Annotated in this window: 14 protein-coding genes; 11 read left to right on the top strand and 3 right to left on the bottom strand. The window is 66.8% G+C overall.

The window, feature by feature from the left end:
- The first annotated feature begins 68 nt into the window (after positions 1-68).
- Positions 69-656 carry a TetR/AcrR family transcriptional regulator gene (locus V9K93_RS19050; protein WP_046982894.1) on the top strand — a complete coding sequence of 196 codons (588 nt, stop codon included), beginning with the start codon at positions 69-71 and terminating at the stop codon, positions 654-656.
- A gap of 91 nt (positions 657-747) precedes the next feature.
- Positions 748-1,242, top strand: a complete 495-nt coding sequence (locus tag V9K93_RS19045) for a hypothetical protein (RefSeq protein WP_046982867.1) — start codon at positions 748-750, stop codon at positions 1,240-1,242.
- Between the two features lie 33 nt (positions 1,243-1,275).
- Here the strand turns inward: V9K93_RS19045 and ftrA are convergent, their stop codons facing one another.
- Entirely contained in the window at positions 1,276-2,277 is a 1,002-nt protein-coding gene (gene ftrA, locus V9K93_RS19040) for a transcriptional regulator FtrA (RefSeq protein WP_337303034.1), read from the bottom strand.
- A gap of 261 nt (positions 2,278-2,538) precedes the next feature.
- Between ftrA and V9K93_RS19035 the strand changes: the two genes are divergently transcribed.
- From V9K93_RS19035 to V9K93_RS18995, 9 genes are all read left to right on the top strand, one after another.
- Entirely contained in the window at positions 2,539-5,115 is a 2,577-nt protein-coding gene (locus tag V9K93_RS19035) for a TonB-dependent receptor plug domain-containing protein (protein ID WP_337303033.1), read from the top strand.
- A gap of 51 nt (positions 5,116-5,166) precedes the next feature.
- Positions 5,167-5,748, top strand: a complete 582-nt coding sequence (gene msuE / locus V9K93_RS19030) for an FMN reductase (protein WP_337303032.1) — start codon at positions 5,167-5,169, stop codon at positions 5,746-5,748.
- Between the two features lie 156 nt (positions 5,749-5,904).
- Positions 5,905-6,267 carry a DUF3088 family protein gene (locus V9K93_RS19025; RefSeq protein WP_032129754.1) on the top strand — a complete coding sequence of 121 codons (363 nt, stop codon included), beginning with the start codon at positions 5,905-5,907 and terminating at the stop codon, positions 6,265-6,267.
- A gap of 14 nt (positions 6,268-6,281) precedes the next feature.
- Entirely contained in the window at positions 6,282-7,259 is a 978-nt protein-coding gene (locus V9K93_RS19020; RefSeq protein ID WP_241882104.1) for an MsnO8 family LLM class oxidoreductase, read from the top strand.
- Positions 7,260-7,277: 18 nt separating this feature from the next.
- Positions 7,278-8,621, top strand: coding sequence for an LLM class flavin-dependent oxidoreductase (locus V9K93_RS19015; RefSeq protein WP_337303031.1), 1,344 nt, complete (start codon positions 7,278-7,280; stop codon positions 8,619-8,621).
- Positions 8,622-8,625: 4 nt separating this feature from the next.
- A complete protein-coding gene (locus tag V9K93_RS19010; RefSeq protein ID WP_337303030.1) occupies positions 8,626-9,846 on the top strand; it encodes a M20 aminoacylase family protein in 1,221 nt (406 codons plus the stop codon).
- Entirely contained in the window at positions 9,843-10,394 is a 552-nt protein-coding gene (locus V9K93_RS19005; RefSeq protein ID WP_337303029.1) for a GNAT family N-acetyltransferase, read from the top strand. The genes V9K93_RS19010 and V9K93_RS19005 overlap by 4 nt, the downstream gene beginning before the upstream one ends.
- Positions 10,391-12,136 (top strand): amino acid ABC transporter permease/ATP-binding protein, encoded by a 1,746-nt coding sequence (locus V9K93_RS19000; RefSeq protein WP_337303028.1) that lies wholly within the window; start codon positions 10,391-10,393, stop codon positions 12,134-12,136. Before V9K93_RS19005 ends, V9K93_RS19000 begins: the two co-directional genes overlap by 4 nt.
- Before the next feature lie 16 nt (positions 12,137-12,152).
- A complete protein-coding gene (locus V9K93_RS18995) occupies positions 12,153-13,127 on the top strand; it encodes an ABC transporter substrate-binding protein (protein WP_337303027.1) in 975 nt (324 codons plus the stop codon).
- 126 nt (positions 13,128-13,253) lie between these two features.
- Here V9K93_RS18995 and V9K93_RS18990 read toward each other — a convergent pair whose 3' ends face one another.
- Positions 13,254-13,625 carry a hypothetical protein gene (locus tag V9K93_RS18990; protein ID WP_337303026.1) on the bottom strand — a complete coding sequence of 124 codons (372 nt, stop codon included), beginning with the start codon at positions 13,623-13,625 and terminating at the stop codon, positions 13,254-13,256.
- 19 nt (positions 13,626-13,644) lie between these two features.
- On the bottom strand, positions 13,645-16,764 hold the full coding sequence (locus V9K93_RS18985; protein WP_337303025.1) for a discoidin domain-containing protein: 3,120 nt from the start codon (positions 16,762-16,764) through the stop codon (positions 13,645-13,647).
- Positions 16,765-16,768: the final 4 nt, after the last annotated feature.

Below are 16,768 nucleotides of genomic sequence, written 5' to 3'. Positions count from 1 at the left end.
GGACGATGCCCCGCGAGTGCGGCAGTGGATGGTTGACAGGAAATCTACCTACTAGTAGGTTAATGGCCATGAAAGACTCGCTCTCCCCCAAGGCCCAGGAAATCCTGGCCCACGCCCGCTCGTTGCTGGAGGCCGGTGGCTACAACGGTTTCAGCTACGCGGATGTGTCGGCGCGGGTGAACATCAGCAAGGCCAGCATCCATCACCATTTCCCCAGCAAGGCGGACCTGGTTCGCACGGTGGTTGAACTGTATCGGGCCGAGGCACGCGAGGGCCTGGCGCTGCTGGACCGGCAGCTGGATGACCCGCTGCAGGAGCTCAACGCCTACGTCGACTACTGGTCCAGCTGCATCGCGGGTGGCACGTCGTCGTTCTGCATCTGCGCGATGCTGGCGGCGGAGGCGCCGATGATCCCTGCGGAGATTGCCGCTGAAGTACGGGGGCATTTCGAGGATCTGAGCGGGTGGCTGACCGTCACACTGGAAAAGGGTGCCGCGCAGGGCCAGTTGCGACTGCAGGGTTCGGCTGTGGACGAGGCCAAGGCGTTCATGTCATCGGTGCATGGCGCGATGCTGGCAGCCCGTGGTTTTGGTGATGCGGCGACGTTCGCGACGCTCGCGCGGTTGGCAATCGCGCGGGTGAGTGCGGCCACCTGAGGTGATGTGTAGTGGCCTGCGGCAGCGCGGGCCTTCTTTTTGCATCCAATGCCTACCTACTAGTAGGTTTATTTAACTGATGGAGATTCCCATGGCACATCCGCTTTCCCTTCCCGGTGCGATCCATACCGCCATCAGCCTGGTGCCGATCCTGGCTGGCCTGTATGGCTTCATCCGCTACCGGGCGATCGATCCCGGCACGCGCTCGGGCAGGGTTTATCTGATTGGCCTGGTGCTGTCGGTGGCGACCTCGTTCACCGTCTCCAGCACGGGCGGGCTCAATCCGGGCCATGCATTCGGTGTGATCGTGCTGCTGGTGGCCTTTGGCGGTGTGCTGGCGGCACGCCTGAGCTGGCTGGGACGCTCGGCGCGTTACCTGTCGACGTTCGCGTTGTCCTTCAGTTTCCTGCTGTCATTGGTGCCGGGCGTAAACGAAACGCTGACGCGCTTGCCGCTTGCGCATCCGCTGGCAGCAGCGCCGATGGCACCGGTGGTGCTGCAGACACTGCTCGGCTGCCTGGGCGTATTCGTGATCGGTTTTGCGGGGCAGTGCTGGCGGATCCATCGACGCGCCATCCGGTCGTGAACCCTGCCGGCCAGCGGCCGGCACTATCTGGAATCAGCAGCCCACCAAGCGGTCCGCACCGATGCCACTGCGATGATGGCTGCGGTACTCGGTGGGGCTGGCATCCACCTGCAAACGGAAGTGGCGGCGGAACGATTCCTGCGAACCAAAACCGGCCTGCTCTGCGATCCATTGCAATGGCCGGTCGGTGGTTTCCAGCAGGTCGCGGGCGAAGGCCACGCGCTCACGGATCAGCCAGTCGATGGGCGACAGGCCGGTGGCTTCCAGGAACTGACGTTGCAGGGTGCGCTGGCTGAGCGCGGCCTGCTCGGCAAGGCTGCCGAGCGAGTGCGGCTCGCGCAGGTTGCGGCGCATCCATTCCATCAGCTTTGCCAGCCGCGTGGGCTCGCCATTGGGAATGGCGCGGCTGACGCGCTGGCTGCGCCCCGCATCGCGCCAGGGCGCCAGCACCAATCGCTCGGCCACCAGATTGGCCACGCGCGCGCCGTAATCCTTGCGCACCATGTGCAGCATCATGTCCATGCCGGTGGCCGAACCGGCCGAAGTGATGATGCTGCCGGTGTCCACGTACAGCACATCCTCGCGCACATCGATGTGCGGAAACTCGCGTGCGAGCGCTTCGGTGAGGCGCCAATGGGTGGTGGCCTGGCGGCCATCGAGCAGCCCGGCCCAGGCCAGCACGAACGCGCCGGAGCAGATCGAAGCGATGCGCGCGCCGCGTGCGTGGGCGCGGATCAGTGCATCGAGCAGTGCCTGCGGCGGACGTTCGCTGGGCTCGCGCCAGCCGGGGATGACGATGATGTCGGCATCATCAACCGTGCTGAGATCGTAGGGCAGCTGCACCTGTGCATTGCCGAGCATGCGCAGTGCACCGGGCTCGCCTGCGCACAGCTGGGTGCGGTACCAGGCGACGCCGAGTTCCGGCCGCACCGGCGCGAACAGGCCGACCGCACAGCCGAACTCGAACAGCCCCTGGCCGTGGCAGGCGACGATGGCAACGAGCGGCGCGGTGGGATCGGCGGGTGGGCTGGGCATGTCTTGATGCTACGGGGGCGGTGCGTGGCGCTGCGTGGTGCGAGGGCATGAGGTGATACCGGGTGGGTATATGGAGGCTGGGGTCAGAGCCCTTTCCTTTGGAAAGGGATCCGACCACGTGCGTGTGGGCTGCCTAACGTCATTACCAGCGGTCATGTGGATGGCCGGATATGACGGTTGGGTGACGTGATCCCGCCTGTCGCGGCAGGTGAACAGGCCCTTGAATGGAAGCGTGTTTCCGGCCCACCCCCACGAGCCCCCATGCCTGCCGCCCACGCCCCTGTCCTGAGCACTCTCGCTGTTCTGATCACAGCCATTCTCGCCGCCACACCGAGCCATGCGGCTGAAGCCGATGCAGATCCTGCTGCCACCGCCGCGACGGCCAACGTGGCGGCCTCCACGCTGGATGCGGTGGTGGTGACCGGCTCACGCACCAGCACGCGCACGGTGAAGAACAGCTCCACGCCCATCGATGTGATCTCCGCCGAGGACCTCGCTGCTACCGGACAGGGCAACCTGCTCGAAGCATTGCAGCGCAGCCTGCCGTCGCTGAGCCAGATCGGTGGCTACCAGAGCGACCAGGAAAGCCTGATCCGCGGTTACCAGCTGCGCAATCTGTCACCGGGCTACACGCTGGTGCTGGTCAACGGCAAGCGCCGCAACGCCAGCGCCTATGTGAGCGGGGCCAATGGTGGCGGTTTCCCCGGGCATGCCTGGGCTGACCTGGCGCTGATTCCGTTGTCGGCCATCGACCATGTGGAAGTGCTGCGCGATGGTGCTTCGGCCATCTACGGTTCGGACGCGATCACCGGCGTGGTCAACGTGATCCTGAAATCGCAGGCACACGGTGGCGATGTGTCGGTTGAGAGCGGGCAGAGCACCGATGGCGATGGTTCGCGTACCAGCGTGCGTGCCAACGTGGGCCTGCCGTGGGGCGAGGATGGCTTCGTCAACCTGTCCGGCGAGACCACTCGCCAGCATCATGCAATCCGCACCCGCCGCTACATCGACGGCTATCTGAGCTATCCGGCGGTGGATGGCAATGGCAATCTGGTGGCATTGCGCCCGAACAACCGGTTGCCTGCGGGTGCGTCGCCGAACCCGGCGGAAGCGAACCGCGATGCTGAGGCCAACACCATCCTCAGCTCGCCGTCGTATGCGTTGAAAGCGTTCGCGGCGAACGTGGGCCATGGCCTGGGCGAGAGCGCGCAGTTCTACGCCAATGCTACGGCCAGCGATCGCACCGCGCAGGCGATCCAGAACTTCCGCCTGCCGGCGACCATCTTCACTACCTACAAGGCACCTGGCGTGCTGAGCGTGTTTCCGGATGGCTTCCTGCCGGTGCTGGAAACCAAGGAAAAGCAGTACACCGGTACGGCCGGGGTAAAAGGCCAGATCGCTGGCTGGGACTACGACGCCAGCCTGACCGGTAACCGCAGCACGGTGCGCACCTACACACGCAACTCGGTGAACTACTCACTGCCGTACCCCGGTTCGCCCACCGACTTCTACGACGGCAAGCTCGATTACCAGCAGGGCATCGCCAACCTGGACCTGCGCCGTGGCTTCGAGGTGGCGGCATTTGCTGCGCCGCTGGAAGTCAGCGCCGGCGCCGAGTACCAGCATGAACAGTACGAGCGCGGGGCAGGGCAGTGGGAGTCGTACACCGGCTTCGGTGCCGCGGCCTTCGTCGGCTATTCCACTGCGGATGCGGTGAAGGCGACCCGCAACAGCAAGGCGGTGTACGCGGGTGCGGCCACCAACATCACCTCGCGCTGGTACCTGGATGCGGCCGCGCGCTGGGAAGACCATTCCGACTTCGGCACCGTCTCCACCGGCCGCCTGACCACGCGCTTCGACTTCACCGATGCGCTGGGCGTGCGCGCCACGGTCAGCAACGGCTTCCATGCGCCCAGCCTGGGTGCGCAGTACTACCAGGCCACCGGCAGCTGCCCGTGCGGTACCACGCTGGTGGCGCAGGTGTCTTCGCCGGCGGCGATTGCGTTGGGCGCCACACCGCTGAAGCCGGAAAAGGCCACCAACTACAGCCTGGGCGTGACCTGGGACCCGAGCCCGGCCTTCCACCTGGCAGTGGATGCCTATCAGATCGACATCCGCGGCCAGCTCGGTCAGTCCAGCCAGATCGGCTACAACGCGCAGGATCCGGCGCGCGTCACCGACAACAGCGGCACGGTGCTGAGTGCGGTGCAGAAGAACACGATCGATGCACTGCTGGGTTCGGCCGGCATCAGCATCCTGCCGGGTGATGCGTTCTACGCCAGCTACTTCACCAACGTGGGAAATACCCGTACGCGCGGTGTGGAGCTGACCCTGGAAGCGAACCAGGAAACGGCGTGGGGCAAGCTGCGCTGGAGTTACGCGGCCAACGTCGGCCGCACCACCATCCAGAAGGTCAGCGACATTCCGGCGGCGCTGCAGGGGCTGCCGAACATCAACCTGCTGACAAAATCCAGCGAGTACGCGCTGCGCTTCCGCACGCCCAGCTATACGCAGGTGGCGGGACTTGGCTGGCAGAACGGACGCTGGCGCTCGAACCTGGACTTCACCTACTACGGCCCGATCAAGCGCCTGAACAACGGCGTGGAGTACAAGCAGCCGCCGGTGTTGGTGACCAATCTTTCCGGTGCTGTGGAGCTGGGCGCGGGCTGGAGTGCGGCGCTGGGTATCAACAACGTGTTCGACAAGCGCACCCGCAAGGTGCCGGAGTACGCGCGCAGTGCCACCGATGTGGCCAGCATCCAGACCACGTGGGACAGCGGCGATGTGCTGGGCAACGTTGGTACGTACTGGTATGGGCGGATCAATTACCGGTTCTGAGGTTCAGACGAAGCGTCGCCGGGCATGGCCCGGCGCTACGAGGAGGGGGTCATGTCTTCTGCATTGAGGGTGGTTGCATTGGTGGGGTCGCCGACCAGCTCGGCGACATCGCGCACGTTGCTGCTGGTGCGTCATCTGCTGGACTCGCTGCAGCAGCGGGTGCATGTCAGCGTGGAGCTGGTGGAGTTGGCACCGATCGCGCGCTCGCTGGGCCAGTCGCTGTCGCGCGCAGAGGCGGAGCCGGCGGTGGAACGGGCACTGCAGACCATCGAAGCGGCGGAGCTGCTGGTGGTGGCCGCGCCGGTCTATCGCGGCTCGTATCCCGGGTTGTTCAAGCACCTGGTCGACTTCATCGAGCTGGAGGCGCTGGTGGATGTGCCGGTACTGCTGGCAGCCACCGGCGGCAGCGAGCGACATGCGCTGGTGATCGACCACCAGCTGCGGCCGTTGTTCAGTTTCCTGCAGGCGCACACGCTGCCGATCGGGGTGTATGCCACAGCGGCCGACTTCGAGGGCGAGCACATCAACAGTGCCGCCCTGCAGGCGCGCATCGAACTGGCGACCGAGCGCGCAGCTGGGCATCTGGCCGCGCAGGCGCTGACTGTTCCGGCGCCGCTGCGACGTATTGCCTGACGCCATAACCGGCGGCGCTTTGCTTATGGCTACACCGCATCTGCATGGCCGGATCTGACCGCCGATTGTCGCCAGGCATCGCTGCTGCGGCTGCCGGCATCTCTAGCATCGATATCGAAGCGGCATCGCATTGCCGGCCCTGATGAGGACACTCCCGTGGCGTTGGACGAAGCAAGCAAACCCATCCTGTTCCTGCTCGACCGTGAGTTCGAGGACGGTCAGATTCCCGGCCAGCGCTTTTTCTGCCGGCACAGCCTGTTGCTGGAGGGCGCGCTGTCGAGCATCGACGGCCTGGACGCGCAGCTGGACGTGCGCCGCATCGGCTTCGCGCGGCCGCGCCGTGAGGTGATTGCCGAGATCGGCGAGCAGGACCAGTCGCTGCCGAAGCTGGTGCTGCCGCAGGGCGTGCGCAGCGAGCTCGCCAGTGGCGCGCACCAGGACCGCCAGTACATCTCCGGTGCCGAGCCGATCCTGGCTGCGCTGAACGGGTTGCTCGGCATTCCCGTGGCCCACCCCTGAGAGAGGACGTAACCATGAGCTATCAGATCAGCGTGTTGGACAAGAGCCCGGTGGCCGAGGGCGCTTCGCCGGAGCAGGCACTGCGCAACAGCCTGCAGCTGGCGCAGCGCGCCGAACAGCTGGGCTACCACCGCTACTGGTTTGCCGAACACCACGCCGCACCGACGCTGGCCAGCCCCGCACCGGAAGTGCTGGCGGCCTGGGTGCTGGCGCAGACCCGGCGCATCCGCATCGGCAGTGGTGGGGTGATGCTGCGCCACTACGCGCCCTACAAAGTGGCGGAGAACTTCAATCTGCTGGCGGCGTTGGCGCCGGGGCGCGTCGATCTGGGCGTGGGCAAGGCCCCCGGTGGCCTGCCGGCCTCGACTGCCGCGCTGGCGGCCGGGCGCCCGGCGTTCGCCGACTTCGATCAGCAACTGCGCGACCTGGAAGGCTATCTGTCGGGGGCAGACACCGAGGCGCTGGCCCGACCGGTGCCGCAGCAGGCGCCGGAGCGCTTCCTGCTCGGGGCCAGCCCGCAGAGCGCGCAGCAGGCGGCCGAACTGGGCTGGCGCTTTGTCTATGCCGCTCATTTCGATGGTGAGCCGAAGCACATCGAAGCTGCGTTCGACGCCTACCGCAGCGTCTCCTCGCAGCCACCGTTGCTGGCCACGGTGGCCTTCGCCGCGCCGACGGCCGAAGCCGCAGCCCGCCATATCGGTGCACTGCGCGTCTACAAGCTGCACCTCGGTCCCGGGCAGACGGTGAACCTGCCCAGCCCCGAAGCAGCTGCCGAGTACGCGCGCCAGGTGGGCGTGGCCGACTTCCGCATCGAGGAGACACGCCCGAGCGTGTTGTCCGGTGATGCACAGCACGTGCGTGACGAACTGGACGCGCTGCACCGCCGCTTCGGCGTGGGTGAATTCATTCTCGATGCGCCGGTGGCCGACCTCGACGCACGCCTCACATCCCTTGAACTGCTGTCGCCCGCGCCGCGCGCGGCGGTGGCCTGACCTGCAGGAGCGATTCCCATGAGCACGACCCCGCGCCACATTCCGTTCGGCATCATGTTGCAGGGCCCCGGCAGCCACATGCATGCCTGGAAGCATCCATCCAATCCGGCCGATGCCAGCGTCAACCTGCAGTTCTACATCGACATCGCGCGTACCGCCGAGGACAACGGCATCGCCTTTGGTTTCGTGGCCGATGGCCTGTACATCAACGAGAAGTCGATCCCGCACTTCCTCAACCGCTTCGAGCCGATCTCGCTGCTGTCGGCGCTGGCCACGGCGACAAAGAAGATCGGCCTGGCCGGCACGCTGTCGACCTCCTACAGCGATCCGTTCACCGTTGCCCGGCAGTTCGCTTCGCTGGACCTGCTCAGCGGCGGCCGCGCCGGCTGGAACGTAGTGACCTCGCCACTGGAGGGCTCGGGCCGCAACTACGGTCGGCCGCATCCGGAGCACGCGCTGCGCTACCAGATCGCCGACGAGTACCTGGATGTGGTGCAAGGGCTGTGGGATTCCTGGGATGACGATGCCTTCGTGCGTGAGCGCGACAGTGGCACGTTCTTCGCGCCGGAAAAGTTCCGCCGCCTCGACCACAAGGGACGCTTCTTCCAGGTGGAAGGGCCGCTCAACATCCAGCGCTCGCCGCAGGGCCAGCCGGTGATCTTCCAGGCGGGGTCGTCCGACGATGGCATCGCGCTGGCCGGCAAGTACGCCGATGCGGTGTTCACCCATTCGCCGTCGCTGGAGGAGACCCGCGCGTTCACCCAGAAGGTGAAGAACTCTGCGATTGCCCATGGCCGCAGCGGCAATGACGTGAAGATCTTCCCGGGCATCGGCCCCATCGTCGGCCGCACTGCCGAGGAGGCCGAGGCCAAGTACCAGGCGATTGCTGCGTTGGCGACGCTGGAGGATGCGCTGGCCTATCTCGGACGCTTCTTCGACCACCACGATTTCAGCCAGTACGACCCGGACGCACCCTTCCCGGAGCTGGGTGACATCGGCAGCAATTCGTTCCGCTCCACCACCGACCGCATCAAGCAGGATGCACGCGAGAAGGGGCTGAGCCTGCGTCAGGTGGCATTGGAAGCAGTCAGCCCGCGGCCGAACTTCATCGGCACACCGGAGCATGTGGCCGATGAGCTGATCCGCTGGTTCGATGCCGGTGCCAGCGACGGCTTCATCCTCGGCTTCGCGGCGCAGCGCGAAGGCCTGGACGATTTCGTGACCCGGGTGCTGCCGATCCTGCAGGCGCGTGGCTACCACCAGCGTGAACTGGAAGGGCAGACCCTGCGTGAGCATCTGGGCCTGCCGTACAAGGCCAGCCGCCATTCGACCGACGCCGAACCGGCGCGGAAGGTGGGGTAAGGCGATGAGCGGAGAAAACGCCGTAGCGCCGGGCCATGCCCGACTGAATTCCCCAACGACTGGCGTGCTGCCGGAAATCGCGGCACGCGCCGAGGTGGCCATCGCGATCCGCCATGACCTGCACCGCCACCCGGAGCTGGCCTTCGAGGAACACCGCACCAGCGCTCGCGTGGCCGAGTTGCTGCAGCAGTGGGGCTATGAGGTGACCACCGGCCTCGGCGGTACCGGCGTGGTCGGTACGTTGCAGCGCGGGCAGGGCAGCCGTCGCCTCGGCCTGCGCGCTGACATCGATGCACTGCCGATCCACGAGGACTCCGGCCTGGCCTACGCCAGCCAGAACGAGGGACTGATGCATGCCTGCGGCCACGACGGGCATACCGCCATCCTGCTTTCCGCGGCGCATTACCTGGCCCATCACGGCGATATCGACGGCACCCTGCAGCTGGTGTTCCAGCCGGCCGAAGAAACCGGCTCGGGGGCTTCGAAGATGATTGCCGACGGCCTGTTCGAGCGCTTCCCGGTGGATGCGATCTATGGCCTGCACAACTGGCCGGGTGTGCCGGTCGGCCACTTCGGCTTCGTCGATGGCCCGGCGATGGCGTCGGTGGACTGGGCGCGGTTGAAGGTGATCGGCAAGGGCGGCCACGGCGCCGAGCCACAGGGAAGCGTCGACCCGATTCTGGTGGCAGCGCACATCGTCACCGCGCTGCAGAGCGTGGTGTCGCGCAATGTCGATCCGCGGCAGATGGGCGTGGTCACCGTGGGTTCGATTCACGGCGGGCAGGCCGCCAATGTGATTCCAGACGTGGTCGAGCTGAAGCTGACCGTGCGCGCCTACCTGCCAGCGGTACGCGACACGCTGCGGCGTCGGGTCACCGAGATTGCCGAGCAGACCGCCGCGGCGTTCGGCGCGCGCGCCGAGATCGAGTTCCCGCGCGGCTTCCCCAGTGTGATCAACCACCCTGAGCAGACCGCCTACATCCGTGAGGTGGCCGTGCAGGGCTTCGGCAGCGAACGCGTGGTGCCCGAATTCGCGCCGCGCACTGCCAGTGAGGATTTCGCGTTCCTGCTGCAGGCGCGGCCGGGCAGTTTCGTGTTCGTCGGCAACGGCGACAGCGCGCCGCTGCACAGCCCGCGCTATGTGTTCAATGACGCCGCCATCGCACCGGCCGCCAGCCTGTGGGCGCGGCTGGCCGAAGACTACCTGGTGAAGGACGTGGCATGAGCAGCAACGAACGCTTCTTCTACACCTCGGTGGACGATCCACTGGCCCGTCCACTGTTCGATGGGCTGGAACAGGAGTACGACAGTCGCTACGCCGATGTGCGCCGCCGTATCGGTGGCAGCGCCCGCGAGGAGCTGCAGCGCTACCCGGCGCAGGCCTTTGCGGCGCCGGTAGGGGCGTTCGTGCTGCTGCTGCGCGACGGTGTGGCGATTTCCGGCGGCGCCTTCATGCCGCACCGCGATCCGGACACTGCCGAGTTCAAGCGCATCTGGACGCTGCCGGGACTGCGCCGCCAGGGCATCGCGCGGCGCGTGCTGCAGGAACTGGAAGATCAGGCGGCGCGGCAGGGTTACCGGCGGGTATTCCTGACCACCGGCTTCCGCCAGCCCGAAGCGGTTGGCCTGTATCTCAGCCACGGTTACACCGCGCTGTTCGATCTGGATGCCGATCCGGAATCCATCGCCCACTTGCCGTTCGAGAAGCGCCTGGGCGTATCGGCGCCAGCCGTTGTGCCATCACAGACCGTGCTGCATGGAGCCCACGCATGAGCACGCCTTCGACTGCGCTGGATGGAATTGCCACACGCCCGGCGCCAACCCCGGCGTTGAAGATCGTGCCGGCCCGGCATCCACTACAGCTGGTCGGAACCCTTCTGGCGTTGGCGCTGATCCTCATCGGGCTGCAATCAGTGCTGGGCAATCCGCGCTGGGGCTGGGTCACCTTCGCCGAATGGTTCTTCGCGCGCCCGGTGCTGGAAGGCCTGGGCCGCACGCTGCTGCTGACCGCACTGGGCACCGGCCTCGGTTTCGCGCTGGGCACGCTGCTGGCGCTGGCCCGCGTCTCCGGTTCGCCGCTGCTGTCGGCTGTGTCGTGGGGCTATGTGTGGCTGTTCCGCTCGATCCCGCTGCTGGTGTTGTTGCTGCTGCTGAACAACCTGGGCTATCTGTACAGCACCATCGAGCTGGGGGTGCCGTTCACCGGCATCAGCCTGTTCTCGTACCCGACCACGCAGCTGATCGGCGTGTTCACCGCCGCGGTGCTGGGTTTGACCCTGAACCAGGCGGCGTTCTCGGCCGAAGTGATCCGCGGTGGCATTCTTTCGGTCGACCACGGCCAGTACGAGGCCGCAGCCGCGCTCGGCCTGCCGCGTGGCCGCCAGGTGCGCCGCATCATCCTGCCGCAGGCGATGCGTTCGATCCTGCCGGCCGCCTTCAACGATGTGATCGGCCTGGCCAAGAGCACCTCGGTGGTCTACGTGCTGGCACTGCCCGAACTGTTCTACACCGTGCAGGTGATCTACCGCCGCAACCTGGAAGTGGTGCCGCTGCTGATGGTGGCCACGGTCTGGTACCTGGTGATTCTGACCGTGCTGTCGCTGCTGCAGCGGCGGGTGGAGCAGCGGTTCGCGCGCGGCCAGCTGCAGCGCGAGCGCAGCGTTTCGCGTATATCGTCGCCGGAGCGAACGGCACGCAATGCTGCACCGCGGGTGGTCAATCGCCCGCGCATCGCCACTCAGGTTGAAGCGGGCGAGGGTGCGGCGGTGTCGCTGCATGGTGTGGGCAAGGTGTTCGGCGATCAGCCGGTGCTGGAAGAGGTGAACCTGGATCTGCGCGCTGGAAGCGTGACGGTGCTGATCGGTCCCTCCGGCGCCGGCAAGTCCACGCTGCTGCGGCTGATCAATCATCTGGAACGCGCCGACAGTGGTTATGTGACTGTGGGCGGGCAGCTGATCGGTTACCGCCGCGACGGTGACACCCTGTACGAGCTTCCCGAGCGTGAGATCCGCCGCCGTCGTGCGGAGGTGGGCATGGTGTTCCAGGGGTTCAACCTGTTCCCCCACCTGACCGCGCTGGAGAACATCATCGAAGCGCCAATCGCGGTGCGTGGTGTGCCGCGTGTGCAGGCCGAGCAGCAGGCGCGGACACTGCTGGAGCGGGTCGGCCTGGCCGACAAGGCCGACGCCTTCCCGCGCCAGCTGTCCGGTGGCCAGCAGCAGCGCATTGCGATTGCCCGCGCACTGGCGCTGCAGCCGAAGGTGCTGCTGTTCGACGAACCCACTTCGGCGCTGGACCCGGAACTGGTGGCCGAGGTGCTCAGCGTGATCGAGGAGCTGGCAAGCTCCGGCACCACGCTGGTGATTGTCACCCACGAACTGAGCTTCGCCCGCCGCGTGGCCGACCACGTGGTGATGATGGACCAGGGCCGGGTGATCGAGCAGGGCACGCCCGAGGCTCTGTTCGAGCGCCCGCGCCAGCAACGCACCGCCGATTTCCTCGCCAAAACACTGTAACCCCGAAAGGAACGCCATGAGCCCTGCCGCACCGCGTCGCCCCTCGCGCAGCACCCTGTTGATCGTGGGCGTGCTGGTCATTGGCATTGCCGGCATCGTCTACTCACGCGTGCGCCAGGCACCGGACGCGAGCGTCGTGGCCGCGACCAGCCTTGCCGGTGCGAATACGGCGGTGCTGAAAGGAACGCTCGATCCCAAGGCGCAGGCATTGATCCCGGCCGGCTACCGCTTCGTCACGCCCGGTGCGTTCACCATCGCCACCCATCCTGGCCAGCTGCCCTTGGCCGACTACGGCGCCGACAGCAAGGACGTGGTGGGCGTCGAGCCGGATATCGCCCGCCTGATCGCCGATGGGCTGGGGTTGAAACTGGTGGTGGTGCCGGTGGCCTGGGCCGACTGGCCGCTTGGGCTGGAGTCGGGCAAGTACGATGCAGTACTGTCCAATGTGACCGTCACTGAAGAGCGAAAGAAGAAGTTCGACTTCTCCAGCTACCGCTACGATCTGCTCGGCATCTACACGCGCAGTGATGGGCCGATCCAGAAGATCGAAAAGCCAGCCGACGTGGCCGGGCTGAAGGTGGTGGTCGGCGCCAGCACCAACCAGGACCAGATTCTGCGCCAATGGGACAAGCAGAACATCGCCGCAGGCCTGAAACCGGTGGAGTACCAGTACTTCGATGATGCGGTGATCGGGCGGTTGGCAGTGATCACAGGCCGCGCCGACGTGTCGTTCGAGCCGAATGCCACCGGCGCCTACTCGGCGCGCGATGGCAAGGTGCGCCGGGTTGGCCTGTTCCCGGGTGGCTGGCCGGACGCAGCGGCGATCTCGGTGACCACGCGCAAGGGCAGTGGCCTGGCCGATGCGGTGACCCAGGCATTGAACACCCAGATCAGCAGCGGTACCTACGCGAAGGTGCTGGCGCGCTGGAACGTAGCCGAGGAAGCGGTGCCGCAGTCGCAGACCAATCCGCCGGGGTTGCCGGGGTTCTAGTGATGCCGCTTGGTAGGCGTCGAGCTTGCTCGACGGAAGGCGTGCCGACCAAGGTCGGCATCTACCGGAGGGCAGCCACCGGAATGCGAGGCGGGGCATGCCGACCAAGGTCGGCCTCTACCGGGGTCAGGGCTGCCAATCGATGTGTTCCAGGCGGGCGCCTCCAGTGCCGTGAAAGAAACTGATCGCGGCGAAGCACGCCTCGATGCCGATGCACCACGCCAGGGGATAGCCATCCACCTGGCCATTGTCGAGGCGGAAGTAGGCGTTGCCGGCGCGGTGTTCGTTTCCGCAGGAATGGAAGCCGTCATCGCCGGGCTCGCGCAGGTACATCAGCCATGCATGCTCGGCATTGCGCAGCATGCACAGCGATGGACCGTCGGGCACCGATGCCCACAGCTCGAACTGGGGCATGGATGCGGCCAGCGCCAGTGCGCTGGCCAGCTGATCGTCGGTAGCGGCGGCGACAGGGCTGCCATCGAGTAGAAGTTCGATCACTTCGGTTCCTGCATCGGCATTACTGCCGACGTGCCTCCAGGGTGCGGAACGGGCCATCGAGCAGCACGCCGTCCTTGTCGAAGTTCCGTACCGATCGCCCATCCACGCGCACGTCCTTGGGCAGGGTACGGCTGGGCCACCATACGCGTACCGGCGTGCCCTTGCGCAGTCCCTTGCCGAGCGACACGGTCAGGTTGCCGTCGTGCTGGCGTGCCTGCATCTGCAGGGTGCCATAGGCGGTGGGCAGGCGGTCCACGGCCAGGCCGTCGCCAGCGACCCACGAAGGAGGCGTACCCGGCAGCAGCGACAACGCGTCGTCGTCCTCGCGCATCAGCATGCCAAACAGGGTGCGGCCGTATTCGGCGCCGATCCAGGTGTGCGGCATGTCGCCCAGATAGCGCGGGAAGCGCAACCGCGAGTGCACGACCTCGGCCAGCACCTGCCATTCCAGCGGCCTGCGATCGTGCAGCAGGCCCTGCAGCAGCTCGTCGGCCGCTTCGGGCTGGCCCAGGTGCACGTAGCTCAGCACGTTGCGGATTTCATACGGTGTATAGGCATACAGCGCACCAGGCTGGTTGCGCTTGCGCACATCGTCCAGGTAGCGGGCGAAGGTGGTGCGCAGGGCTTCGGCCGGCAGCACGCTCTGGGCGCCGGTGGGGTCCAGCGCGATCGATACACCGGTTGGATCGCCATCGCCGAGGTCGGCCGATGACGGAATGAAGTCGATACCCTTCCATGCCATCGTTGCGCGGATCGAGGCATGCAGTGCGTCATACAGCGCCTTGTACTGTTCGCGCGCCCACGTGGCGGTTTCGTGGTCGCCCAGCGATTCGGCCAGCCACGCGCCGTCATGCCAGCCCTTCAGGCCCCAGTAGTCGTCCCAGTAGCTGTGGGTGGGTGAGGGATAGCCCTCGTGGCTGATCGATGGCGCAAGGATGCCGGCGAAGCGCTCCGGCGATGGCTGGTCGGCCATGTAGCCCGGCACCAGCGTGCGTTCGCGCAGCTCCTGCAGGAAGCGCAGCGCGGCCTTCACCTTGGGCAGGTAGGCACGCACGCTTTCCGGCCCGCCATCGAGCCGGGCGACGTCGGCAACGAGGGTGACGTACTGGCCCTGGCTGTCGTACTCGATGTCCGAGCCGAAGCCGGTATTGACGCTGCCATCGTCGTTGAGGATGGGCGACACCAGGCCATTGCCGTGCACGCCGTGTTCGCTGTACCAGGCCAGGTAGTCGCGTGCCACCTTGGCTTCGCCCATGCGCAGCAGCACGGCCGAGGTGGCCATGCCATCGCGGATGAAGGAGCGGTTGTAGTTGCGCGGGCCGGGCTGCATGGCCGGGCCGGTCTGGTTGATCAGCATGTAGGCGGCCTGTGCGCGCAGCATGTCCACCAGTGAAGGGTCGGGCAGGCGCAGGCCGACCTGGCCCAGCCGCGCCTGCCAATCGGCGGAGGCGCGGCTGGCCAGCGTGTCGAAGGCCTTGTCGCCGTCGCGCGGCAGCGACGCAAGGCTGAGGGCCGGTGCTTCCGGCAGCACGCCATTGGCATCGGCGGTGGCGGTACCGAGCGGGAAGGCCACCACCACCGCGTCGCTGGCACCGGGGGCGAGGCGGATCCGGTAGCTCAATGCGGCTGCGGCCAATCCTTGCTCATCGCGTGCCTGCTGTGCGGCAGGCAGCTGCCCGCTGGCGATGGCCGTGGTGATCTCGGTGTCACCTTCGTTGCCGAAGGCCGCGGTGCCAGCGGCATCCACCGCGCTGAGCGACTGCAGCAGCGTGCGGCCATTGACGCGCACGCGGTTGCCTTCGACGGCCACTTGGCGGATCGGCGACAGGCCACCGTTCTGCCACGGCGGATTCATCTGCATCGGTCGCACTGCCAGGGTCAGCGTGCCTTCGATGGCCGAACTGCCGGTGTTGCGCAGGCGATGGCGCACGAAGGTGACCGGTTGCCCGTCGCGCTCGATGGCAAAGGCTTCGCTGCGCAGTTCCAGCCCGGGCTGCGGTGACCACGTGGCAGACGGCATCGGCTTCCAGCCATCGCGCAGTGCGTGCTGCACCGGTTGTTCGGCGGCACCGGTCGCGCGGCCATCGGCACTGCGCCAGATCGGCTGCACCAGCGGTGCGCCCTTGTAGGCCTCGATGTTGCCGTATTCGTCGAAGATCGATTTCTGCCGGCCCGCATGCACGCCGACTGCGGTCCAGTAAGTCTGCTGCATGTGCAACGAGGCTGGGAACAACGCGCGCTGCGCGCCGCTGGCGGCGATCTGGTAGCGCTTCATCGGCGTCATCACCGCCTTCGGGCCGAGCAGGCGGATGCGTTTGACCTGGGGGGCATCACCTTCCACGGTCAGCCGCAGTGCCTTGATGTCCAGTGGCGCGTCGGCCGCCAGCCAGCTCTGCTGCCGGGTCGCCGCCTGCGCGTCGCGCGCCAGTTCGTGCCAGCGGCCCTGTGCGTCCTGTGCCTGCAGGCGTGCAGCGCCGTGCACGTTGGCCCAGTCCACTGCCAGCCCGGTGCTGGGCTGGGCGCGGGGCAGGGTGATGTCGAGCGTGTGGATGCCGCCTTTGCCTGCGGGGATGGCAACCGTGCCGCCGCCCTGCCACAGCGCAGCGGACTGGGTGGCGCCCAGCCCGGTCACCCGTGCGCTGAGTGCGGTGTCGAGCGGTTCCATTTCGAAGATGGATACGCCCCAGTCGGAGGTGCGCTGCGGGCTGGCCAGGCGCAGGTAGCGGGCCTGTCGCGGCGCGAAGTACAGGGTTTCGATGCCACCCAGCGAATCGCCCATGACGTAGGCGCTTTGCCACTGCTTGCCGTCGAGCGAGGTCTGCAGCGAATAGCCTTCGGGGTTGGAAACATCCCAGGTGAGGCGTGCACCGGCCAGCATCGCAGGCTTGCCGAGATCGATCTGGAACCAGTGGCCGGGGCTGAACGCGCCACCGGTCACCGTCTTCGGATCGTTGTCGATCAGGCGGCTGATGGCCATCGCCGGAACCTGCTGCGACGACGCGCTGGCCTGCCACTGGGTACGGGGAGGCAGGTTCTGCGCGTGTGCGGCCGAGGCGAGGGTGGCAAGCAGCAGCGTGAAGGCTGGCCGGACGAAGGGGGGCAGGGGGGAGAGCCTGGAACGTTCAACGCGCAACGTCATTGCG

Source organism: Stenotrophomonas sp. CCNWLW162, from assembly GCF_037203745.1.
In the GTDB taxonomy this organism is placed as follows: domain Bacteria; phylum Pseudomonadota; class Gammaproteobacteria; order Xanthomonadales; family Xanthomonadaceae; genus Stenotrophomonas; species Stenotrophomonas maltophilia_AQ.
Note: the sequence above shows the minus strand (reverse complement) of the source record. Positions and strands in the feature narration are given on the sequence as shown.